Here is a 20,181-nt window from a genome sequence, read left to right as displayed (position 1 = left end):
GCACCTCCTTGAAACGTGCTTCCGTCCCATTAGATAACTTCCGGGGCTAACGAAATGATTTTCATGAAATCTTTGTCGCGCAGTTCGCGGGCAACCGGCCCAAAAATACGCGTGCCGCGCGGGCTTTTGTCATCGCGGATGATGACACAGGCGTTCTCGTCAAAACGGATATATGAACCGTCCGGACGGCGCACCCCGCGTTTTGTGCGGACGACCACCGCTTTTACAACTTGACCTTTTTTAACAACGCCACCTGGCGTCGCATCTTTAACCGTAGCGACAACAACATCGCCGATGTTCGCATAGCGGCGGCCCGAGCCTCCGAGCACTTTAATGACAAGCACTTCGCGTGCGCCAGAGTTATCAGCTACTTTTAAGCGAGATTCTTGTTGAATCATCGACGAAACCTCCTTTCGGACTTATCTCCCCGAACTGGAATGAAATGATTACAGAACAACTGCTTTTTCAACGATCTCGACGAGGCGGAACCGTTTCGTTGCCGACAGCGGGCGGGTTTCCATGATTTTGACGATGTCGCCCACTTTCGCTTCGTTATGTTCGTCATGCGCTTTATATTTTTTTGAATATTTCACGCGCTTGCCGTATAACGGATGTTTTTTGTACGTTTCAACCAAAACGGTAATCGTTTTGTCCATTTTGTCTGATACGACCCGTCCGACGTACACTTTTCGTTGATTGCGTTCGCTCATTCCGCAAACCTCCTCTCAAACATTATTTATTGGCAGCGAGCTCACGTTCGCGAATGATCGTTTTCATACGGGCGATGTCTTTGCGCACTTGGCGGATGCGCGCCGTGTTTTCCAGTTGGCCCGTCGCCAGCTGGAAGCGAAGGTTGAACAACTCTTCCTTCAACGCTTTAATTTTTTGTTCGATTTCGGCAGTGGTTAACTCACGGATTTCTTTCGCTTTCATTACGCTTCACCACCAGTTTCTTCACGTTTTACGAATTTGCATTTGATCGGAAGTTTGTGAGAAGCCAAACGCAACGCTTCACGTGCCACTTCCTCGGAAACACCGCCCACTTCAAACATCACTTTGCCTGGTTTGACAACGGCAACCCAGCCTTCCGGAGCCCCTTTACCGGAACCCATCCGCACTTCAAGCGGTTTCGCTGTGTACGGTTTCGAAGGGAAAATGCGAATCCATACTTTTCCGCCCCGTCTCATGTAGCGGGTCATTGCCCGACGGGCGGCCTCAATTTGCCGGTTCGTAATCCAAGCCGATTCCAGCGCTTGCAGGCCGAATTCACCAAAATGAACTTCCGTACCGCCTTTGGCGCGGCCTTTCATCCGTCCGCGATGTTCACGGCGATATTTGACGCGTTTTGGCATTAACATGATTATTTTCCTCCTTCCTCAGCTTTTTTCTTTGTCGGAAGGACTTCCCCACGGTAAATCCATACTTTCACGCCGATTTTTCCGTACGTCGTATCGGCTTCTGCCGTCGCATAGTCAATGTCAGCGCGCAGCGTATGGAGTGGAACCGTCCCTTCGCTGTAATGTTCCGAACGTGCAATCTCTGCACCGCCTAAGCGGCCGGACACCATCGTTTTGATCCCTTTCGCCCCGGCGCGCATCGCCCGTTGAATCGCTTGTTTTTGCGCCCGGCGGAACGATACGCGGTTTTCAAGCTGGCGGGCAATATTTTCCGCAACAAGTTTCGCATCCAAATCCGGTTTTTTGATTTCAACGATGTTGATGTGAACGCGTTTGCCGGTCAATTGCGTGAGCGCTTTGCGGAGCGCTTCCACTTCCGAACCGCCTTTCCCGATGACCATGCCCGGTTTCGCCGTATGGATCGTCACGTTGACGCGGTTGGCGGCGCGTTCAATCTCTACGCGGGAAACGGCTGCGTCCTGCAAACGTTTGTTGATGTATTCACGGATTTTTAAGTCCTCATGCACGAGGTCTGCATAGTCTTTTTCCGCATACCATCTCGATTCCCAGTCACGAATGATGCCGATGCGCAGACCGATCGGATTGACCTTTTGACCCACGGATTATCCCTCCTTCTTTTCTGACACGACGATTGTAATATGGCTTGTGCGTTTATTAATGGCGCTTGCCCGGCCCATCGCACGCGGACGGAAACGTTTCAACGTTGGACCTTCATCAACGTACGCTTGGGAAATGACCAAGTTGTTGACGTCCATGTCATAGTTGTGTTCAGCGTTGGCAACAGCCGATTTCAACACTTTTTCAATGATCGGGGAAGCCGCTTTTGGCGTGTGGCGCAAAATCGCGAATGCTTCGCCCACTTCCTTCCCACGGATCAAGTCAATGACTAAGCGCGCTTTACGAGGAGCGATGCGAACGGTTCTCGCAACAGCTTTAGCTTGCATATCCAGAACCTCCTCTCATTACCGTTTTGTTTTCTTGTCATCGCCAGCATGGCCGCGGAACGTGCGCGTCGGCGCAAATTCACCCAATTTGTGCCCGACCATGTCTTCTGTGATGTATACCGGTACATGTTTGCGGCCGTCATATACGGCGATCGTATGGCCGACAAACTGCGGGAAGATCGTCGAACGGCGAGACCATGTTTTGATCACTTGTTTTTGCCCAGTTTCATTGAGCTTTTCGATTTTTTTCATCAAATGTTCATCGCAAAACGGACCTTTTTTCAAGCTGCGACCCATAAGTGAACCTCCCTTCTGAATTGCGCTCGTTCATTATTTCTTACGGCGGCGAATGATGAATTTATCCGATTTGTTTTTCTTTTTGCGCGTTTTGTATCCGAGCGTCGGTTTGCCCCACGGCGTCATCGGCGACTTGCGTCCGATCGGTGCTTTCCCTTCACCACCGCCGTGCGGATGATCAACTGGGTTCATAACCGAACCGCGAACAGTCGGACGGATGCCTAACCAGCGAGCGCGCCCTGCTTTCCCGATGTTGACAAGTTCGTGCTGCTCGTTGCCGACTTCACCGACAGTAGCGCGGCATTTGCCCAAAATCATGCGCACTTCGCCCGAAGCGAGGCGAACGATGACATATTTGCCTTCTTTCCCGAGCACTTGCGCCGACGTTCCGGCTGCGCGCACCAATTGCCCGCCGCGGCCCGGCTTCAATTCGATGTTGTGGACAAGCGTACCGACCGGGATGTTTTCAAGCGGCAATGCATTCCCGATTTTAATGTCCGCATCCGGACCCGACATGATTTCCATGCCGACTTTTAAGTTTTTCGGCGCGATGATGTACCGTTTTTCACCGTCTGCATAGTTGATGAGCGCGATGTTCGCCGAGCGGTTCGGATCGTACTCAATCGTAGCAACGCGTCCTGGAATTCCATCTTTGTCACGCTTAAAGTCGATGATCCGGTATTGACGCTTATGACCCCCGCCTTGATGGCGAACGGTAATTTTCCCTTGGTTGTTGCGGCCTGCTTTTTTCTTTAATGGAGCAAGCAGCGATTTTTCCGGCTGGTCTGTCGTGATCTCCGAGAAATCAAGCACCGTCATGCCGCGACGGCCGTTCGATGTCGGTTTGTATTTTTTAATCGCCATCGGAATGTCCCTCCTTCGCTTTTAGTCTTACACTTCAAACAGTTCGATTTCTTTGCTGTCTGGCGTCAGCGTAACGATCGCTTTGCGGCGGCGGTTCGTATAGCCGCTGTAGCGGCCGACGCGTTTAAATTTCCCTTTATAGTTCATGATGTTGACTTTCTCGACTTTGACGCCAAAAATTTTCTCGACCGCGTCTTTCACTTCCGTTTTGTTCGCTTTGACGTCGACCTCAAACGTATATTTCTTTTGCCCGATCAAATTCATTGTGTTTTCCGTGATGATGGGGCGCTTAATAATGTCGCGAGGGTCTTTCATTATGCAAGCACCTCCTCTACTTTCTCCACGGCCGCCTTCGTAATGACGAGCTTATCGTGGTTTAACACGTCAAGCACGTTGATGCCGTTGGCTGGAACGACTTTGACGCCCGGGATGTTGCGCGCCGACAAATATACATTCTCATTGAGTTCGTCGGTCACAATGAGTGCTTTCCGATCCACCGAGAGATTGTTTAAAATTTTGACCATTTCCTTCGTCTTCGGTGCTTCAAGCGACAATTGGTCCAGTACCACGATGTCGTTTTCGAGCACTTTTGAAGACAATGCCGATTTGATCGCTAAACGGCGGACTTTTTTCGGCAATTTGTAGCTGTAGCTGCGCGGAACCGGACCAAAGACCGTGCCGCCGCCGCGCCATTGCGGAGCGCGAATCGAACCTTGGCGGGCGCGTCCTGTCCCTTTTTGACGCCACGGTTTGCGGCCGCCGCCGCTCACTTCCGCGCGGTTTTTCGTTTTGTGCGTTCCTTGGCGCATCGAGGCGCGCTGCATAATGACAGCTTCGAACAATACGTGTTTATTCGGTTCAATCCCAAAAACGGCATCGTTCAGCTCGATTTCTCCGACTGTCTGCCCGTTTTGGTTATATAATGCTACTTTTGGCATTACGTAGTTCCTCCTTTCTCGGCCAAATGTTATTTCGCCTTCGCTTTCGCTTTAACGGCGCTTTTTACGATCACTAATCCTTTTCTCGGGCCCGGTACGTTCCCTTTGATGAGCAACAAGTTGCGTTCCGGATCGACCTTGACAATTTTCAAGTTTTGAATCGTCACACGCTCGCCGCCCATGCGTCCCGGCAAGTTTTTCGTTTTGAATACGCGGTTTGGCGCGATGGCACCCATCGAACCCGGGCGACGATGATAGCGAGAACCGTGAGCCATTGGCCCGCGCGACTGGCCGTGGCGCTTAATGGCCCCTTGGAACCCTTTCCCTTTGGAAATGCCTGTGACATCGACGATGTCGCCTTCGCTGAAAATGTCCACTTTTACTTCTTGGCCAACTTCATACTCATTGATGTTGGCGCCGCGAATTTCACGAATGAAGCGCTTAGGTGCCGTGTTTGCTTTGGCAGCATGGCCAATTTGCGGTTTGTTGGCGCGTTTTTCGCTAATATCTTCAAACCCTAATTGGATCGCTTCATAACCGTCGTTTTCGATCGTTTTCTTTTGCAACACGACGTTTGGCGTTGCATGGATGACAGTAACCGGAATCAAATCGCCATTTTCCGCAAATATTTGCGTCATACCGATTTTTCTGCCTAAGATTCCCTTCGTCATTCGTCACACCTCCTAATCGATTAAAGTTTAATTTCAATATCAACGCCCGACGGCAAATCCAGCCGCATCAACGAATCAACCGTTTGCGGAGTCGGATTGATAATGTCAATCAAACGTTTGTGTGTCCGCATTTCGAATTGTTCACGAGAGTCTTTGTACTTGTGAACGGCACGCAAAATCGTATAGACCGTTCTTTCCGTCGGCAGCGGGATCGGCCCCGACACTTTCGCCCCAGAACGTTTTGCCGTTTCGACGATTTTCTCTGCCGATTGATCTAAAATTCGATGATCATAAGCCTTTAAACGAATACGGATTTTTTCTTTTGCCATTTTGGTTTCCCTCCTTCTTCGCCTATTTTGAAAATAGACTTCTCCATGGAAATTTCCTGCACACCGCCGTGGCAAAGCGGCCGGGTGTGTCAGCAACCTTCCACTTCATCGCAGTCAAAGACCAACATTTGATATTATACTCGTATGTAAGCGAGATTGCAAGTGATTTCTTCGCTTTTCCCACACTTCCTCATTATACATAGCGGCCGCCTCATTTTCAACAAGACACCCAAACGGTGAAGTTTGGCAAAGCCGCGTCAAAGATTGAAAGAACGGTGATGAATAGAATTCTCTGGCAGCCAGGATAAAGAAAAAAGGATGTCCAACGATTGGACATCCTTTTTTCTTGATTACTCGATGATTTCCGATACGGAACCAGCGCCAACTGTACGGCCGCCTTCACGGATCGAGAATTTCGTTCCTTCCTCGATCGCGATCGGCGCGATCAGCTCAACCGTCATCTCAACGTTGTCGCCAGGCATAACCATTTCAACGCCTTCCGGAAGCGTGATGATGCCTGTTACGTCCGTTGTGCGGAAGTAGAATTGCGGACGATAGTTCGAGAAGAACGGAGTATGGCGTCCGCCTTCCTCTTTCGTCAGAACGTAAACTTGTGCTTTAAATTTCGTATGCGGCGTGATTGAGCCCGGTTTTGCCAATACTTGACCACGCTCAACTTCGTCGCGCGATACACCGCGGAGAAGCGCACCGATGTTGTCTCCAGCTTCTGCTTGGTCAAGAAGTTTACGGAACATTTCAACACCCGTAACCGTCGTGGCTTTCGGCTCGTCAGAAAGACCGATGATTTCAACCGGGTCACCGACTTTGAGCGTACCGCGCTCAACACGGCCCGTCGCAACCGTACCACGGCCTGTGATCGAGAAAACGTCCTCAATCGGCATCATGAACGGTTTGTCAACTTCACGTTGCGGAGTCGGGATGTACTCATCAACCGCGTTCATCAATTCAATGATTTTTTCTTCCCATTTCGGATCGCCTTCGAGCGCTTTTAATGCCGAACCTTTGATAACCGGCACTTCATCGCCCGGGAAGTCGTATTCAGAGAGAAGGTCGCGAACTTCCATTTCAACGAGTTCAAGCAATTCTTCGTCGTCCACCATGTCGCATTTGTTCAAGAAAACAACGATGTACGGAACGCCGACTTGGCGGGAGAGAAGAATGTGTTCGCGCGTTTGCGGCATCGGACCGTCAGCTGCCGATACAACAAGGATTGCACCGTCCATTTGCGCTGCGCCCGTGATCATGTTTTTGACGTAGTCAGCGTGGCCCGGGCAGTCAACGTGCGCGTAGTGACGAGCATCTCGTTTCATACTCGACGTGGGCCGTCGAAATCGTGATCCCGCGTTCACGCTCTTCCGGAGCTGCGTCGATTTGGTCGTACGCTTTTGCTTCGGCTTTCCCTTGTTTCGCAAGAACCGTCGTGATCGCAGCTGTCAGCGTCGTTTTCCCATGGTCAACGTGGCCGATCGTGCCAATGTTGACGTGCGGTTTCGTGCGCTCAAATTTCGCTTTAGCCATGAGAAAGATCCTCCTTAAAAGTAAAATATGAATTTGTATAGTTAGGTAAGTATAGGATGCTTGGGAACAAAATGTTCCCAAGTCTTACTTACATAAGTATTTATAGCGGAACTAGCAAGAGAAATCAATTATTCGCCTTTATTTTTTTTGATAATTTCATCGGCGATGTTTTTCGGAACTTCTTCGTAGTGATCAAATACCATCGAGAATGTTCCGCGCCCTTGCGTGTTCGAACGGAGCGATGTCGCATAACCGAACATTTCGGCCAGCGGTACCATCGCGCGCACGACTTGGGCATTCCCGCGCGCTTCCATCCCTTCAACGCGACCGCGGCGAGACGTGATGTCACCCATAATGTCGCCGAGGTATTCCTCAGGGATGACAACTTCGACTTTCATGATCGGCTCAAGGAGAACCGGCTCACACTTCGTCGCGGCGTTTTTCAGCGCCAATGAAGCGGCGATTTTGAACGCCATTTCACTCGAGTCGACGTCGTGGTACGATCCGTCGAACAGTTTCGCTTTAATGTCGACGATCGGATAGCCAGCTAAGACGCCATTTTGCATCGCTTCTTCCAAACCAGCTTGAACGGCCGGCACATACTCTTTCGGAACGACACCGCCGACAATGGCGTTTTCGAATTCGAAGCCTTTGCCGCGTTCGTTCGGCGAGAATTCGATCCAAACGTGACCGTATTGACCGCGACCGCCGGACTGGCGAACGAATTTGCCTTCGACTTGGGCCGATTTGCGGAACGTTTCGCGGTAAGCAACTTGCGGCGCGCCGACGTTCGCCTCAACTTTGAACTCACGGCGCATCCGGTCAACGATGATGTCAAGATGCAGCTCGCCCATCCCGGAAATGATCGTTTGCCCTGTTTCCGGGTCGGTGTGAGCGCGGAACGTCGGGTCTTCTTCTTGCAATTTTTGCAGCGCTTGACCCATTTTGTCTTGGTCCGCTTTCGATTTCGGTTCGATCGCGACCGAAATAACCGGCTCTGGGAACTGCATCGATTCTAGGATGACGAGGTTTTTCTCATCACATAGAGTATCGCCGGTTGTCGTATCTTTTAAACCTACTGCTGCCGCAATGTCGCCGGCGTATACTTTCGAGATTTCCTCCCGATGGTTGGCGTGCATTTGCAGCAAGCGGCCGATCCGTTCGCGTTTGCGTTTCGTCGAGTTCATGACGTACGAACCGGAATCGAGCGTTCCCGAGTATACGCGGAAGAACGTCAATTTCCCGACATACGGGTCGGTCATAATTTTGAATGCCAGCGCCGCAAACGGAGCGTCGTCGCGCGCTTCACGCGTTACTTCTTCTTCCGTATCCGGAATCACCCCGCGGATGGGCGGAATGTCTACCGGAGACGGCAAGTAGTCGACAACACCGTCAAGAAGCAGCTGAACACCTTTGTTTTTAAACGCCGAGCCGCAGAAGACCGGGAAGAATTCAACGCTGATCGTCGCCTTGCGGATGGCGGCTTTCAGCTCTTCTTTCGTGATCTCTTCGCCTTCCAAATATTTCATCATTAATTCTTCGTCCAGCTCAGCGACCGCCTCAACCAACTTGTTATGGTACTCTTCTGCCATATCGCGATATTCTTCCGGAATTTCAATGCGCTCAATGTTTTTGCCGAGCTCATCGTGGTAATGGTATGCGCACATTTCAACCAAGTCGATAATGCCAGAGAACTGGTCTTCAGCGCCGATCGGCAGCTGCACCGGGTGAGCGTTTGCTTGCAAGCGGTCATGGAGCGTTTTCACCGCATACAAGAAGTCCGCACCAATCTTGTCCATTTTGTTGACGAACACGATCCGCGGAACGCCATACGTCGTCGCTTGGCGCCAAACCGTTTCCGTTTGCGGCTCTACGCCTGACTGCGCGTCTAAAACCGTGATAGCTCCATCCAATACGCGCAACGAACGTTCAACCTCAACCGTGAAGTCGACGTGCCCCGGCGTATCGATGATGTTGATGCGGTGGCCTTTCCATTGTGCCGTTGTCGCCGCCGACGTGATCGTGATCCCGCGCTCTTGCTCTTGCTCCATCCAGTCCATCGTGGCTGCGCCTTCATGCACTTCCCCGATTTTATGAACACGGCCGGTATAGAACAAGATCCGTTCGGTCGTCGTCGTCTTCCCGGCGTCAATGTGCGCCATGATCCCGATGTTGCGAGTATTTTCCAAGGAGAACTGTCTTGCCATAGTGGTTATTTTCTCCTTCCTTCAAAATAAAATAGATAGATGGCGCCTCCATCCTCTTGTTCTGCAGAGAAATGATCGCGCACGCGGCCAAAAAGCCGAAATATGTAGGAAGATAGGTGAACAGGCCGTCGATTGCGCCTTTTCACCTATTCCTTTCAAGCAGCTATTCTTACCAGCGGTAGTGGGCAAACGCTTTGTTCGCTTCGGCCATTTTGTGCGTATCTTCGCGTTTTTTCACCGCTGCGCCCGTGTTGTTGGCAGCATCCATAATTTCGTTCGCCAAGCGTTCTTCCATCGTTTTCTCTCCGCGAAGGCGGGCGTATTGCACAAGCCAGCGCAATCCGAGGGAGACGCGGCGATCCGGACGGACTTCGACCGGAACTTGGTAGTTCGCTCCGCCGACGCGGCGAGCGCGCACTTCCAACACCGGCATCACGTTTTTCAGCGCTTGCTCAAACACTTCCATTGGATCTTTACCCGTTCGTTCACGAATAATATCAAAGGCAGTGTAAAGAATTTTTTGCGCTTTTGATTTTTTTCCGTCGATCATAATTTTATTGATCAAACGGGTAACAAGTTTTGAATTATAAATTGGGTCTGGCAATACGTCACGTTTAGCAACAGGGCCTCTACGTGGCATAGTTTTTCCTCCCTTCAGGAAAACATTCTCTTCACTTCATTATTTTTTCTTCACTTCATTATTTTTTCGCTGCTTTTGGTTTTTTCGCGCCGTATTTCGAACGACCTTGCATCCGGTTGGCAACGCCAGCCGTATCAAGCGCACCGCGGATGATATGGTAGCGCACCCCTGGCAAGTCTTTAACACGTCCGCCGCGGATCAGCACAACGCTGTGTTCTTGCAAGTTATGGCCGATCCCCGGGATGTAAGCCGTTACCTCGATCCCGTTCGTCAGACGGACACGGGCATATTTCCGAAGCGCCGAGTTCGGTTTTTTCGGCGTCATCGTGCCGACACGCGTGCAGACGCCGCGTTTTTGCGGAGACGCCACGTTTGTTTGTTCTTTTTTGAAGCTGTTGTACCCTTTGTTCAACGCAGGGGATTTCGATTTAAATACTTTTTTCTCGCGTCCTTTGCGGACTAATTGGTTGATTGTAGGCATGAAAAAGTTCCTCCTTTCACATGTATCGTTTAAGCCCACATATCCAGGTGGTTCATCATGTATGCAAACAAAGGTTTAAAGGCAAACTGGTCAACGGAGAATCGCCACCGCAGCCGCGCCGACTTGGATTTTGCATGCTTTGCCGAGCTTTTTCATCGAGTCGACTTTCGTGACCGGCACGTTCGCTTCATTGGCAGCAGCGGTCACTTTTTCGATAATCGGCAAATCGGCATCTTCCGCTACGATCACTTCCGTTGCTTTCCCTTCCTTTAAAGCCCTTATCGTTTGTTTGGTTCCAATGACGATTTTCCCAGCCTGCAATACTTTTTCATAAGACATGTAACATATCCTCCAAAGTACCAGGTTGTTGGAACACCTTTATTAGACTACCATTTTCTTTGTTCATTGTCAACTGGATTTTTTTCATCAAGGACCGGCCGGTCAAAGGTTGCCTTGAACCGGCCGATCTCTGCTTTTTACTTCGATGGAACCGTATCGCCAGCCGTTTCCTTCTTGACGGCAGGTTTTACTTTTCGATAGCGGGCCATGCCCGTTCCGGCTGGGACAAGTTTGCCGATAATGACGTTTTCTTTCAAGCCGAGCAGCTCATCCCGCTTCCCTTTGATGGCGGCGTCGGTCAGGACGCGCGTCGTTTCTTGGAACGAAGCCGCGGACAAGAACGAATCCGTTTCAAGCGACGCTTTCGTAATACCCAGCAGCACCGGGCGGGCTGTCGCCGGTCGCTTTCCTTCGCGGATGGCTTGGGCGTTGACATCGGTAAACTGGTGGACGTCCAAAAGCGTGCCCGGCAGCACATCCGTATCGCCGGCATCGACAACGCGCACTTTGCGCAGCATTTGCCGCACCATCACTTCAATATGCTTATCGCTGATTTCAACCCCTTGCATCCGGTATACTTTTTGCACTTCGCGGAGCAAGTATTCTTGCACAGAAGTAATGTCGCGCACGCGCAACAGCTGTTTCGGGTCGACCGAGCCTTCTGTCAGCTCCTGACCGCGCTCGACGCGCTGTCCTTCTTCCACTTTGATCCGCGCGTTGTATGGAGCAACGTACGTGCGCGTTTCGACCTCGCCTTGAACAACGATCTCATATTGGTTGTCGCGCGTTTCGTTCACGGAAATGACCGTGCCGTCGATTTCGGAAATGACCGCTTGCCCTTTCGGATTGCGCGCCTCAAACAGCTCCTGCACCCGCGGCAAACCTTGGGTAATGTCGTCCCCGGCGACGCCGCCCGTATGGAACGTCCGCATCGTCAGCTGCGTGCCCGGCTCACCGATCGATTGAGCGGCGATAATGCCGACCGCCTCGCCAACTTCCACATCCATGCCCGTCGCCATATTGCGGCCGTAGCATTTTTTGCATACGCCATGGCGCGTGTTGCAGGCAAAGACGGAGCGGATCCACACTTCCGTAATGCCCGCCTTAATAATTTCGTTTGCAATGTCTTCAGTGATCATTTCATCTTTACGGACGATCACTTCACCGGTTTCCGGATGGCGCACCGTTTTGTGCGCATAGCGGCCGACAAGCCGCTCTTCAAGCTTGACGACAACTTCCGTGCCATCCGTCAGCGCGCGTGCCAAAATGCCGCGGTCGGTGCCGCAATCCTCTTCGCGGACGATGACATCCTGCGCCACATCGACGAGACGTCTCGTCAAATATCCCGAGTCGGCCGTTTTGAGCGCCGTATCCGCCAACCCTTTTCGGGCGCCGTGCGTCGAGATAAAGTACTCCAATACCGTCAGCCCTTCGCGGAACGACGATTTGATCGGCAGTTCGATGATCCGGCCGGCCGGGTTGGCCATTAAGCCGCGCATCCCGGCGAGCTGCGTAAAGTTCGACGCGTTCCCCCGCGCTCCGGAATCGCTCATCATAAAGATCGGGTTGCGCTTATCGAGCGATTTCATCAAGCGGTCTTGGATTTTATCTTTCGCCGCGCTCCAGATGGAGATGACACGCTCATACCGCTCTTCGTCGGTGATCAACCCGCGGCGGAACTGCTTTAAGACGGTATCGACCTTCGCTTGCGCCTCATCCAAAATTTCTTGTTTTTCCGGCAAGACGACAATGTCAGCGACGCCGATCGTAATCCCGGCTTTCGTCGAATATTGGAAACCGAGGTCTTTCATGCGGTCCAGCATTTTTGACGTCTCGGTGATTTTGAACCGCTTGAACACTTCAGCAATAATTTGCCCGAGCACTTTTTTCTTAAACGGCGGCACAGGCTCGCGCTTGCGAATCTCCTCGCGCACGTCGACCCCTTTGTCAAGGAAATACTTGTCCGGCGTCCGCCCTTCGATGTTTTCCGTCGTCGGCTCGTTAATGTACGGGAACGAGTTGGGCAAAATTTCGTTGAAAATCAGTTTGCCGACCGTCGTTAAGAGCAGTTTGTTGTTTTGCTCCTCGGTAAACGTTTCATTTTTCAGCGAGCCGGCATGGACGGCGATGCGCGAGTGGAGATGGACATAACCGTTATGGTAAGCGAGCAGCGCTTCGTCCGTATCTTTGAACACCATGCCTTCGCCGATCGCCCCTTCGCGTTCCATCGTCAAGTAATAGTTTCCTAACACCATGTCTTGGGAAGGGGTCACGACCGGCTTTCCGTCTTTCGGGTTCAAAATGTTTTGCGCCGCCAGCATCAACAGGCGCGCTTCCGCTTGTGCCTCGGCCGACAGCGGCACGTGCACCGCCATTTGGTCGCCGTCGAAGTCGGCGTTGTATGCCGTACAAACGAGCGGATGAAGGCGGATGGCCCGGCCTTCGACGAGCGTCGGCTCAAAGGCTTGAATGCCGAGACGGTGAAGCGTCGGGGCGCGGTTGAGCAGCACCGGATGCTCTTTAATGACGTCTTCAAGCACATCCCATACCTCAGGGTGGACGCGCTCAATTTTCCGTTTCGCGCTTTTAATGTTGTGCGCCAGCCCCCGCTCCACAAGCTCCTTCATGACGAACGGCTTAAACAGCTCGAGCGCCATTTCTTTCGGCAGGCCGCATTGATACATTTTCAAGTTCGGACCGACGACAATGACGGAACGGCCGGAGTAGTCAACGCGTTTGCCGAGCAGGTTTTGCCGGAAGCGCCCTTGCTTCCCTTTCAGCATGTGGGAAAGCGATTTTAACGGGCGGTTCCCCGGCCCGGTCACCGGACGGCCGCGGCGGCCGTTGTCAATCAGGGCGTCGACCGCTTCCTGGAGCATCCGTTTCTCGTTTTGGACGATAATATTCGGCGCGCCAAGGTCAAGCAGGCGCTTCAGCCGGTTGTTGCGGTTAATGACGCGGCGGTACAAATCGTTTAAGTCCGATGTCGCAAACCGGCCCCCATCGAGCTGGACCATCGGGCGCAATTCCGGCGGAATGACCGGCAATACATCTAGCACCATCCACGCTGGGTCGTTTCCGGAGCTGCGGAACGCCTCAAGCACTTCAAGCCGTTTAATGATACGGGCGCGCCGCTGTCCTTGCGCCGTCTTCAGTTCTTCTTTCAACGCCGCCACTTCTTTATCCAAATCAATGTCCTGAAGCAGCTTTTTGATCGCTTCCGCCCCCATCGACGCTTGGAACGACTGGCCGTATTTCTCGCGATAGGCGCGGTATTCCTTTTCCGACAGCAGTTGTTTTTTCTCCAGCGGCGTATCGCCGGGATCGGTGACGACGTAAGAGGCAAAATAAATCACTTCTTCGAGCGCCCGCGGCGACATATCAAGCACAAGCCCCATCCGGCTCGGGATGCCTTTGAAATACCAGATGTGGGAAACCGGAGCAGCGAGCTCAATATGACCCATCCGTTCGCGGCGGACTTTTGACCGCGTCACTTCAACGCCGCAGCGGTCGCAGACAACCCCTTTGTAGCGGACGCGCTTATACTTGCCGCAATGGCATTCCCAGTCTTTTGTCGGGCCGAAAATGCGTTCGCAAAACAAGCCGTCTTTTTCCGGCTTTAGCGTCCGGTAGTTGATCGTTTCCGGCTTTTTGACTTCACCGTACGACCAAGAACGAATTTTCTCCGGGGAAGCGAGCCCGATTTTCATGTACTCGAATTTATTGACATCTAGCAAGGGGTATACCTCCCTCTTTGATCCGTCGGTTTTGCTCCATGGCTTGTTCGTCATCCGTTCGCCTCAATGGCCGCGGGCGGGGAAACGCTCCCCGCCTTTTCGCCATTGCCGGTTACTCTTTCGTTACCGCATCTTTTTCTTCGCTGGCTTCTTCCGGTTCAGCCGGTTTCACATCGACCATGATCGCATCCGGCGCATGATCATCATCGTCGTCAAAGTTTTCCATGTTGATTTCCTGTTCGTCGCTCGTCAAAATCGTGACGTCCATCCCTAGACTTTGCAGCTCTTTGATCAACACTTTAAACGACTCCGGCACGCCCGGTTCCGGAATGTTTTCCCCTTTGACGATCGCTTCGTACGTTTTGACGCGGCCAACCACATCGTCAGACTTGACGGTCAAAATTTCCTGCAGCGTATACGCCGCACCGTACGCTTCAAGCGCCCATACTTCCATCTCGCCAAAGCGCTGGCCGCCGAACTGCGCCTTACCGCCGAGCGGCTGCTGGGTGACAAGCGAGTACGGGCCGGTCGAGCGAGCGTGGAGTTTGTCGTCGACCATGTGGGCAAGCTTGATCATGTACATGATCCCGACCGACACGCGGTTGTCAAACGGTTCGCCCGTCCGCCCGTCATACAGCACCGTTTTGGCATCGCGCGCCATGCCGGCTTCTTCAAGAATGTTCCAAACATCTTCCTCCGTCGCTCCGTCAAAGACTGGGGAAGCGATATGCAAGCCAAGTTTTTTCGCCGCCATGCCAAGATGCAACTCAAACACTTGCCCGATGTTCATCCGCGACGGAACGCCGAGCGGGTTCAACATGATGTCAATCGGCGTGCCATCCGGCAAGAACGGCATATCTTCTTCCGGAAGAATGCGGGAGATAACCCCTTTGTTTCCGTGGCGGCCTGCCATTTTATCGCCTTCGGAAATTTTCCGCTTTTGCACGATATAGACGCGCACCAACTGGTTCACGCCCGGCGGGAGTTCGTCGCCGTCTTCGCGGTTGAACACTTTGACGTCAAGGACAATGCCGCCGCCGCCGTGCGGGACGCGCAGCGACGTATCGCGCACCTCGCGCGCTTTTTCGCCGAAGATCGCATGCAACAGCCGCTCCTCAGCCGTCAGCTCGGTCATTCCTTTCGGTGTCACTTTGCCGACGAGCAAATCGCCGTCTTTCACTTCTGCGCCGATGCGGACGATGCCGCGCTCATCCAAGTTTTTCAACGCATCTTCACCGACGTTCGGGATGTCGCGTGTAATTTCTTCCGGACCGAGCTTCGTGTCGCGCGATTCGGCTTCATACTCTTCAATATGGATTGACGTATACACGTCTTCTTTGACGAGCCGTTCGCTCATGATGATCGCATCTTCGTAGTTGTAGCCGTCCCATGTCATAAAGGCAACAAGCACGTTGCGGCCAAGCGCCAATTCGCCTTTATCCATCGACGGGCCATCGGCCAAAATTTCGCCCTGCTCCACGATATCGCCTTTTTTCACGATCGGCCGCTGGTTGTAGCACGTGCCTTGGTTCGACCGGACGAATTTCAGCAACCGATATTTATCTAGATCACCCTTGACTTCTTTGCCGTCGACTTCAATGAGCCGGCGCACCCAAATTTCTTTTGCTTCTACGCGTTCGACGATGCCGCGATGCTTGCAAATCACCGCCGCGCCCGAGTCTTTCGCCGAAACATACTCCATGCCTGTGCCGACGATCGGTGCTTCGGGTTCCAACAGCGGCACCGCTTGCCGCTGCATGTTCGCCCCCATCAAGGCGCGGTTCGAGTCGTCATTTTCCAAAAACGGGATGCACGCCGTCGCCGCCGAGACGACTTGCTTCGGCGACACGTCCATATAGTCGACGCGGTCGCGCTTGACGACGATGTTCTCGCCGCGGAAACGGGCGATGACGTTTTCCTCAAGGAACGTCCCGTCTTCCGCAAGCGGCACGTTCGCCTGCGCTACAACGTAATTGTCCTCTTCATCGGCTGTCAAATAATCGATTTGGTCCGTTACCCGCCCTGTTTCCGGATCGACGCGCCGGTATGGCGTTTCAATAAAACCAAACTTGTTCACTTTCGCGTAAGTGGACAGCGAGTTGATGAGCCCGATGTTCGGACCTTCCGGCGTTTCAATCGGACACATCCGCCCATAGTGCGAATAGTGAACGTCGCGCACTTCAAACCCGGCGCGCTCGCGCGTCAATCCACCGGGGCCAAGCGCAGAAAGGCGGCGCTTATGCGTCAGTTCAGCGAGCGGGTTCGTCTGATCCATAAACTGCGACAGCTGCGAGCTGCCGAAAAACTCTTTAATCGCTGCGATCACCGGGCGGATGTTGATCAGCTGCTGCGGCGTGATCGTGTTTGTATCTTGAATCGACATGCGCTCGCGCACGACACGTTCCATGCGCGACAAGCCGATGCGGAATTGGTTTTGCAGCAATTCGCCGACCGAACGGAGACGGCGGTTGCCCAAATGGTCGATGTCATCCGTATCGCCGACGCCGTGGAGCAAGTTGAAGAAATAGCTGATCGATGCAATGATGTCCGCCGGCGTAATATGTTTGACATCTTCCGCAATAAAGCCGTTGCCGATGATGTTGATTACCTTTTCGTTGTCCGGATCATTCGGTGCATAAATTTTCACGGTCTGCACCTCAATCGGACCATCCGCCACTCCCTCAGCCGGACGGTACGTCCGCAGCCCGACTCCTTTTTCCAAATACGGCAGCAGGCGGTTCAGCGTCCGGCGGTCGATCATCGCTCCAGCTTCAGCGATAACTTCTCCCGTTTCCGGATCGACGATCGTTTCCGCCAGCCGCTGGTTGAACAAACGGTTTTTAATATGAAGCTTTTTGTTGATTTTATAGCGCCCGACGCTCGCCAAATCGTAGCGTTTCGGGTCAAAAAAGCGGGACGCAAGCAAGCTTTTCGCGTTCTCAAGCGTCGGCGGCTCGCCCGGACGGAGGCGCTCATATATTTCAATCAATGCCTTTTCCGTGCTGTCGGTATTATCTTTTTCGAGCGTATTGCGCAAATATTCGTTATCGCCGAGCAGGTCGATGATTTCTTGATCGGAGCTGAATCCGAGCGCACGAAGAAGCACCGTCACCGGCAGCTTGCGGGTGCGGTCGATGCGGACGTAAACGACATCTTTCGCGTCCGTTTCATATTCAAGCCATGCGCCGCGGTTCGGAATCACGGTTGCCGAATAGCCGCGTTTGCCGTTTTTATCAACTTTGTCGCTGTAATAGACGCTTGGCGAACGGACGAGCTGGGAAACAATGACGCGTTCCGCCCCATTGATAATAAACGTTCCGGTTTCCGTCATGAGCGGAAAATCGCCCATAAACACGTCTTGTTCTTTCACTTCGCCCGTTTCTTTATTAATCAAGCGAACTTTGACGCGAAGCGGCGCCGCATATGTAACGTCGCGTTCTTTCGCCTCTTCGACCGTATATTTCGGTTCTCCTAAACTATAGTCGATAAATTCAAGCGAGAGATTGCCGGAAAAGTCTTCAATCGGGGAAATTTCCCTAAACATTTCCCGCAGCCCTTCATCGAGAAACCATTGGTAGGAGGACGTTTGAATTTCGATCAAGTTCGGCAATTCCAGCACTTCGCTGATGCGTGCATAGCTTCTGCGTTGGCGGTGTCGCCCGTATTGAACTAGTCGGCCTGTCAAGAGTGATTCACCCCTCAAATGTAGACATTAGTGAAAACCGGAAGCGGAACATCGCATTGATCCAGCCGCCTTGGCGGCATATGCCGCCAAGGCCGTCGGCCGCTCCGCCATTCCGGGGCAAAGCGCTAGGCATGCATGCGGCTGGCCCCCGCCATCCGGACGGAAACGGTTCAGCTATGACGCCGCCGTTTCGGTAAGGGGATTTCACACGCTCCCGGTGCGAGGAAACCAGGCGTTGGATGGAGAAAAAAAGAAAATGGTTTCTATCCAGTAGAAAACCATATGTTTAGCTGTATATTGATTTTATCATTTTTTCCATCATGTCCAAAAATATACGTCATCCCCTTATGTGGGAAATGTGCATATTTAGCATTTTATAATGTTACCACAACCAAAAAAGAGTGTCAACATTTTTTTGCCTTTATGATATAATATCCTTTTTTCTTGGAAGCCACCTCAACAAACGGAAACAGTTCTTTCAGCTTTTCAAGCGCTGATGGCGCCCCTTGTTTTTTTTGAATGACGACCCATAGCTCCCCGCCGTCAAGCAAGTGGTCCCGGCTTTGTTCAAAAATCGCGTGGACAACCCGCTTGCCGGCCCGGATCGGCGGATTGGTGACAACGGCTGCAAATCGCCGTTCTCCGACTTCTGAAAAAAGATCGCTTTTGTAAATCACCGCATTGTCAATCCCGTTTGCCTGCTTGTTTTCCCGCGCCAGCTCCAGCGCCCGCTCGTTGATATCAATCATGTGAACATGCCGGTTTGGAAACGATCGAGCCAAGGCAAGCCCGATCGGCCCATATCCGCAGCCGACATCCAATAGGTCGCCGGCCACTTCCGGCTCCTCAAACGTTTCGATCAGCAGCTGCGTGCCAAAATCGACACCGCGTTTGGAAAACACTCCGCTGTCGGTTGTAAAGCGAAATTCATGCCCCCGGAGCGTAAACGTCCACGTTTGCGGGTTTCGCTCCGACGTGGGAGCAGCTGAATAATAATGTTCGCTCACCATCATCCCTCCTCTGTCGGCAAGCCGCTTCGGCTCCCGATATATAGTGTAACAAAAAAGAGGCTTTCCCTTGCTTGGGTCAGCCTCTTTTTTTGCAATGACGCCATTACTTCACTTCAACTTTTGCGCCAACTTCTTCAAGTTTGGCTTTAATTTCTTCTGCTTCTTCCTTCGAAACGGCTTCTTTGATCGGTTTCGGCGTGTTGTCAACCAAGTCTTTCGCTTCTTTCAAGCCGAGACCAGTGAGTTCGCGGACAACTTTAATAACTTTGATTTTTTGCGCGCCAGCATCAGCGAGAATGACATCAAATTCTGTTTTCTCAGCTGCTGCTTCAGCGCCGGCTGCCGCACCGCCAGCGACAACAACCGGAGCTGCCGCCGTTACGCCGAATTCTTCCTCGATTGCTTTTACCAGTTCGTTTAATTCCAATACCGTCATATTTTTCACAGCTTCAATGATTTGTTCTTTCGTCATCATCATTTCCTCCTTGTTTGGTTGATGGTGTGTTATGCACATCGGTATGCACGATTACGCGCCTTGTTCTTCTTGCTTGTCAGCCACCGCTTTAACCGCAAGCGCAAAGTTGCGGATCGGGGCTTGGAGAACGCTAAGCAGCATCGAAAGCAACCCTTCGCGGGACGGGAGCTTCGCCAACGCATCGATTTCTTCTTTGCTGACGATGTTCCCTTCGATGACGCCGCCTTTGATCTCCAACGCCTCATGCGTTTTCGCAAACTCGCTTAAAATTTTTGCCGGCGCCACAACATCTTCATTGCTGAACGCGATGGCGTTCGGGCCGGTAAACATCTCATCCAATCCTTCCAGGCCGACTTCCGCGAGCGCCCGACGGGTCATCGTGTTTTTATACACTTTGAACTCAATGCCTGCTTCGCGCAACTGTTTGCGCAGCTCGGTCATTTCCGCCACGTTCAGGCCGCGGTAATCGACGATGACGGTTGCCTTGCTGGCGCGGAATTTGTCCGCAATCTCGGCAACCACTTGTTTTTTCAGTTCAATCGCGCTCGACACGTCCTGCACCTCCTGCAAAGAAAATGGTGGAATACCAGTTATACCGTTTGGCGGC

21 protein-coding genes, 1 pseudogene and 1 other annotated feature (1 of these 23 only partly in view) are annotated in these 20,181 nt (G+C 52.4%); all 22 genes and pseudogenes read right to left on the bottom strand.

Translation table 11 applies throughout. From position 1 onward, the window contains the following. Positions 1 to 29: 29 nt before the first annotated feature. Positions 30 to 398: a 50S ribosomal protein L14 gene (rplN, locus tag ACR1UW_RS02560; protein WP_011229630.1), complete on the bottom strand. Its 369-nt coding sequence runs from the start codon at positions 396 to 398 to the stop codon at positions 30 to 32. Positions 399 to 446: 48 nt separating this feature from the next. After that, the gene (gene rpsQ / locus ACR1UW_RS02555; protein WP_033008672.1) at positions 447 to 710 is read right to left on the bottom strand and encodes a 30S ribosomal protein S17; all 264 of its coding nucleotides are present in this window, start codon (positions 708 to 710) and stop codon (positions 447 to 449) included. A gap of 22 nt (positions 711 to 732) precedes the next feature. Continuing rightward, a complete protein-coding gene (gene rpmC, locus ACR1UW_RS02550) occupies positions 733 to 933 on the bottom strand; it encodes a 50S ribosomal protein L29 (RefSeq protein WP_011229628.1) in 201 nt (66 codons plus the stop codon). Beyond that, positions 933 to 1,358, bottom strand: coding sequence for a 50S ribosomal protein L16 (rplP, locus tag ACR1UW_RS02545; RefSeq protein WP_011229627.1), 426 nt, complete (start codon positions 1,356 to 1,358; stop codon positions 933 to 935). The genes rpmC and rplP overlap by 1 nt, the downstream gene beginning before the upstream one ends. A gap of 2 nt (positions 1,359 to 1,360) precedes the next feature. Beyond that, entirely contained in the window at positions 1,361 to 2,017 is a 657-nt protein-coding gene (rpsC, locus tag ACR1UW_RS02540) for a 30S ribosomal protein S3 (RefSeq protein WP_033008670.1), read from the bottom strand. A 3-nt stretch (positions 2,018 to 2,020) separates the two neighbouring features. Continuing rightward, positions 2,021 to 2,362, bottom strand: a complete 342-nt coding sequence (gene rplV, locus ACR1UW_RS02535) for a 50S ribosomal protein L22 (protein WP_033008668.1) — start codon at positions 2,360 to 2,362, stop codon at positions 2,021 to 2,023. An 18-nt stretch (positions 2,363 to 2,380) separates the two neighbouring features. Then, the gene (gene rpsS / locus ACR1UW_RS02530; protein ID WP_003247570.1) at positions 2,381 to 2,659 is read right to left on the bottom strand and encodes a 30S ribosomal protein S19; all 279 of its coding nucleotides are present in this window, start codon (positions 2,657 to 2,659) and stop codon (positions 2,381 to 2,383) included. A 33-nt stretch (positions 2,660 to 2,692) separates the two neighbouring features. Next, positions 2,693 to 3,523, bottom strand: coding sequence for a 50S ribosomal protein L2 (gene rplB / locus ACR1UW_RS02525; RefSeq protein WP_011229623.1), 831 nt, complete (start codon positions 3,521 to 3,523; stop codon positions 2,693 to 2,695). A 27-nt stretch (positions 3,524 to 3,550) separates the two neighbouring features. Beyond that, the gene (gene rplW / locus ACR1UW_RS02520; RefSeq protein WP_033008663.1) at positions 3,551 to 3,838 is read right to left on the bottom strand and encodes a 50S ribosomal protein L23; all 288 of its coding nucleotides are present in this window, start codon (positions 3,836 to 3,838) and stop codon (positions 3,551 to 3,553) included. Beyond that, a complete protein-coding gene (gene rplD / locus ACR1UW_RS02515; protein WP_033008661.1) occupies positions 3,838 to 4,461 on the bottom strand; it encodes a 50S ribosomal protein L4 in 624 nt (207 codons plus the stop codon). The genes rplW and rplD overlap by 1 nt, the downstream gene beginning before the upstream one ends. Positions 4,462 to 4,490: 29 nt before the next feature. Then, entirely contained in the window at positions 4,491 to 5,132 is a 642-nt protein-coding gene (rplC, locus tag ACR1UW_RS02510) for a 50S ribosomal protein L3 (RefSeq protein ID WP_033008659.1), read from the bottom strand. A 20-nt stretch (positions 5,133 to 5,152) separates the two neighbouring features. Then, entirely contained in the window at positions 5,153 to 5,461 is a 309-nt protein-coding gene (rpsJ, locus tag ACR1UW_RS02505) for a 30S ribosomal protein S10 (RefSeq protein ID WP_008881945.1), read from the bottom strand. A 350-nt stretch (positions 5,462 to 5,811) separates the two neighbouring features. Beyond that, positions 5,812 to 7,000 (bottom strand): annotated as a pseudogene (gene tuf / locus ACR1UW_RS02500) (elongation factor Tu). A 128-nt stretch (positions 7,001 to 7,128) separates the two neighbouring features. After that, positions 7,129 to 9,207 carry an elongation factor G gene (gene fusA / locus ACR1UW_RS02495; RefSeq protein WP_055358131.1) on the bottom strand — a complete coding sequence of 693 codons (2,079 nt, stop codon included), beginning with the start codon at positions 9,205 to 9,207 and terminating at the stop codon, positions 7,129 to 7,131. A gap of 169 nt (positions 9,208 to 9,376) precedes the next feature. Then, positions 9,377 to 9,847, bottom strand: a complete 471-nt coding sequence (rpsG, locus tag ACR1UW_RS02490) for a 30S ribosomal protein S7 (RefSeq protein WP_033008652.1) — start codon at positions 9,845 to 9,847, stop codon at positions 9,377 to 9,379. A 58-nt stretch (positions 9,848 to 9,905) separates the two neighbouring features. Beyond that, positions 9,906 to 10,328, bottom strand: a complete 423-nt coding sequence (gene rpsL, locus ACR1UW_RS02485) for a 30S ribosomal protein S12 (RefSeq protein ID WP_033008650.1) — start codon at positions 10,326 to 10,328, stop codon at positions 9,906 to 9,908. Positions 10,329 to 10,418: 90 nt separating this feature from the next. Then, positions 10,419 to 10,667, bottom strand: coding sequence for a 50S ribosomal protein L7ae-like protein (locus ACR1UW_RS02480; RefSeq protein WP_047817642.1), 249 nt, complete (start codon positions 10,665 to 10,667; stop codon positions 10,419 to 10,421). A gap of 137 nt (positions 10,668 to 10,804) precedes the next feature. Continuing rightward, complete coding sequence (rpoC, locus tag ACR1UW_RS02475; protein ID WP_033017247.1) at positions 10,805 to 14,404, bottom strand: DNA-directed RNA polymerase subunit beta'; 3,600 nt, start codon at positions 14,402 to 14,404, stop codon at positions 10,805 to 10,807. Between the two features lie 112 nt (positions 14,405 to 14,516). Beyond that, complete coding sequence (gene rpoB / locus ACR1UW_RS02470; RefSeq protein ID WP_237419688.1) at positions 14,517 to 18,089, bottom strand: DNA-directed RNA polymerase subunit beta; 3,573 nt, start codon at positions 18,087 to 18,089, stop codon at positions 14,517 to 14,519. 404 nt (positions 18,090 to 18,493) lie between these two features. After that, complete coding sequence (locus ACR1UW_RS02465) at positions 18,494 to 19,096, bottom strand: class I SAM-dependent methyltransferase (RefSeq protein WP_237419687.1); 603 nt, start codon at positions 19,094 to 19,096, stop codon at positions 18,494 to 18,496. A 106-nt stretch (positions 19,097 to 19,202) separates the two neighbouring features. Next, positions 19,203 to 19,571 carry a 50S ribosomal protein L7/L12 gene (gene rplL, locus ACR1UW_RS02460; RefSeq protein ID WP_033008641.1) on the bottom strand — a complete coding sequence of 123 codons (369 nt, stop codon included), beginning with the start codon at positions 19,569 to 19,571 and terminating at the stop codon, positions 19,203 to 19,205. A gap of 54 nt (positions 19,572 to 19,625) precedes the next feature. Continuing rightward, positions 19,626 to 20,126: a 50S ribosomal protein L10 gene (gene rplJ / locus ACR1UW_RS02455; RefSeq protein ID WP_237419686.1), complete on the bottom strand. Its 501-nt coding sequence runs from the start codon at positions 20,124 to 20,126 to the stop codon at positions 19,626 to 19,628. Between the two features lie 51 nt (positions 20,127 to 20,177). Further along, positions 20,178 to 20,181, bottom strand: a sequence feature (ribosomal protein L10 leader region); it runs 161 nt beyond the window's last position.

Origin of the sequence: Geobacillus lituanicus (genome assembly GCF_050994965.1) — a bacterium.
Classification (GTDB): domain Bacteria; phylum Bacillota; class Bacilli; order Bacillales; family Anoxybacillaceae; genus Geobacillus; species Geobacillus stearothermophilus.
This window is presented reverse-complemented; position numbering and strand designations above follow the sequence as displayed.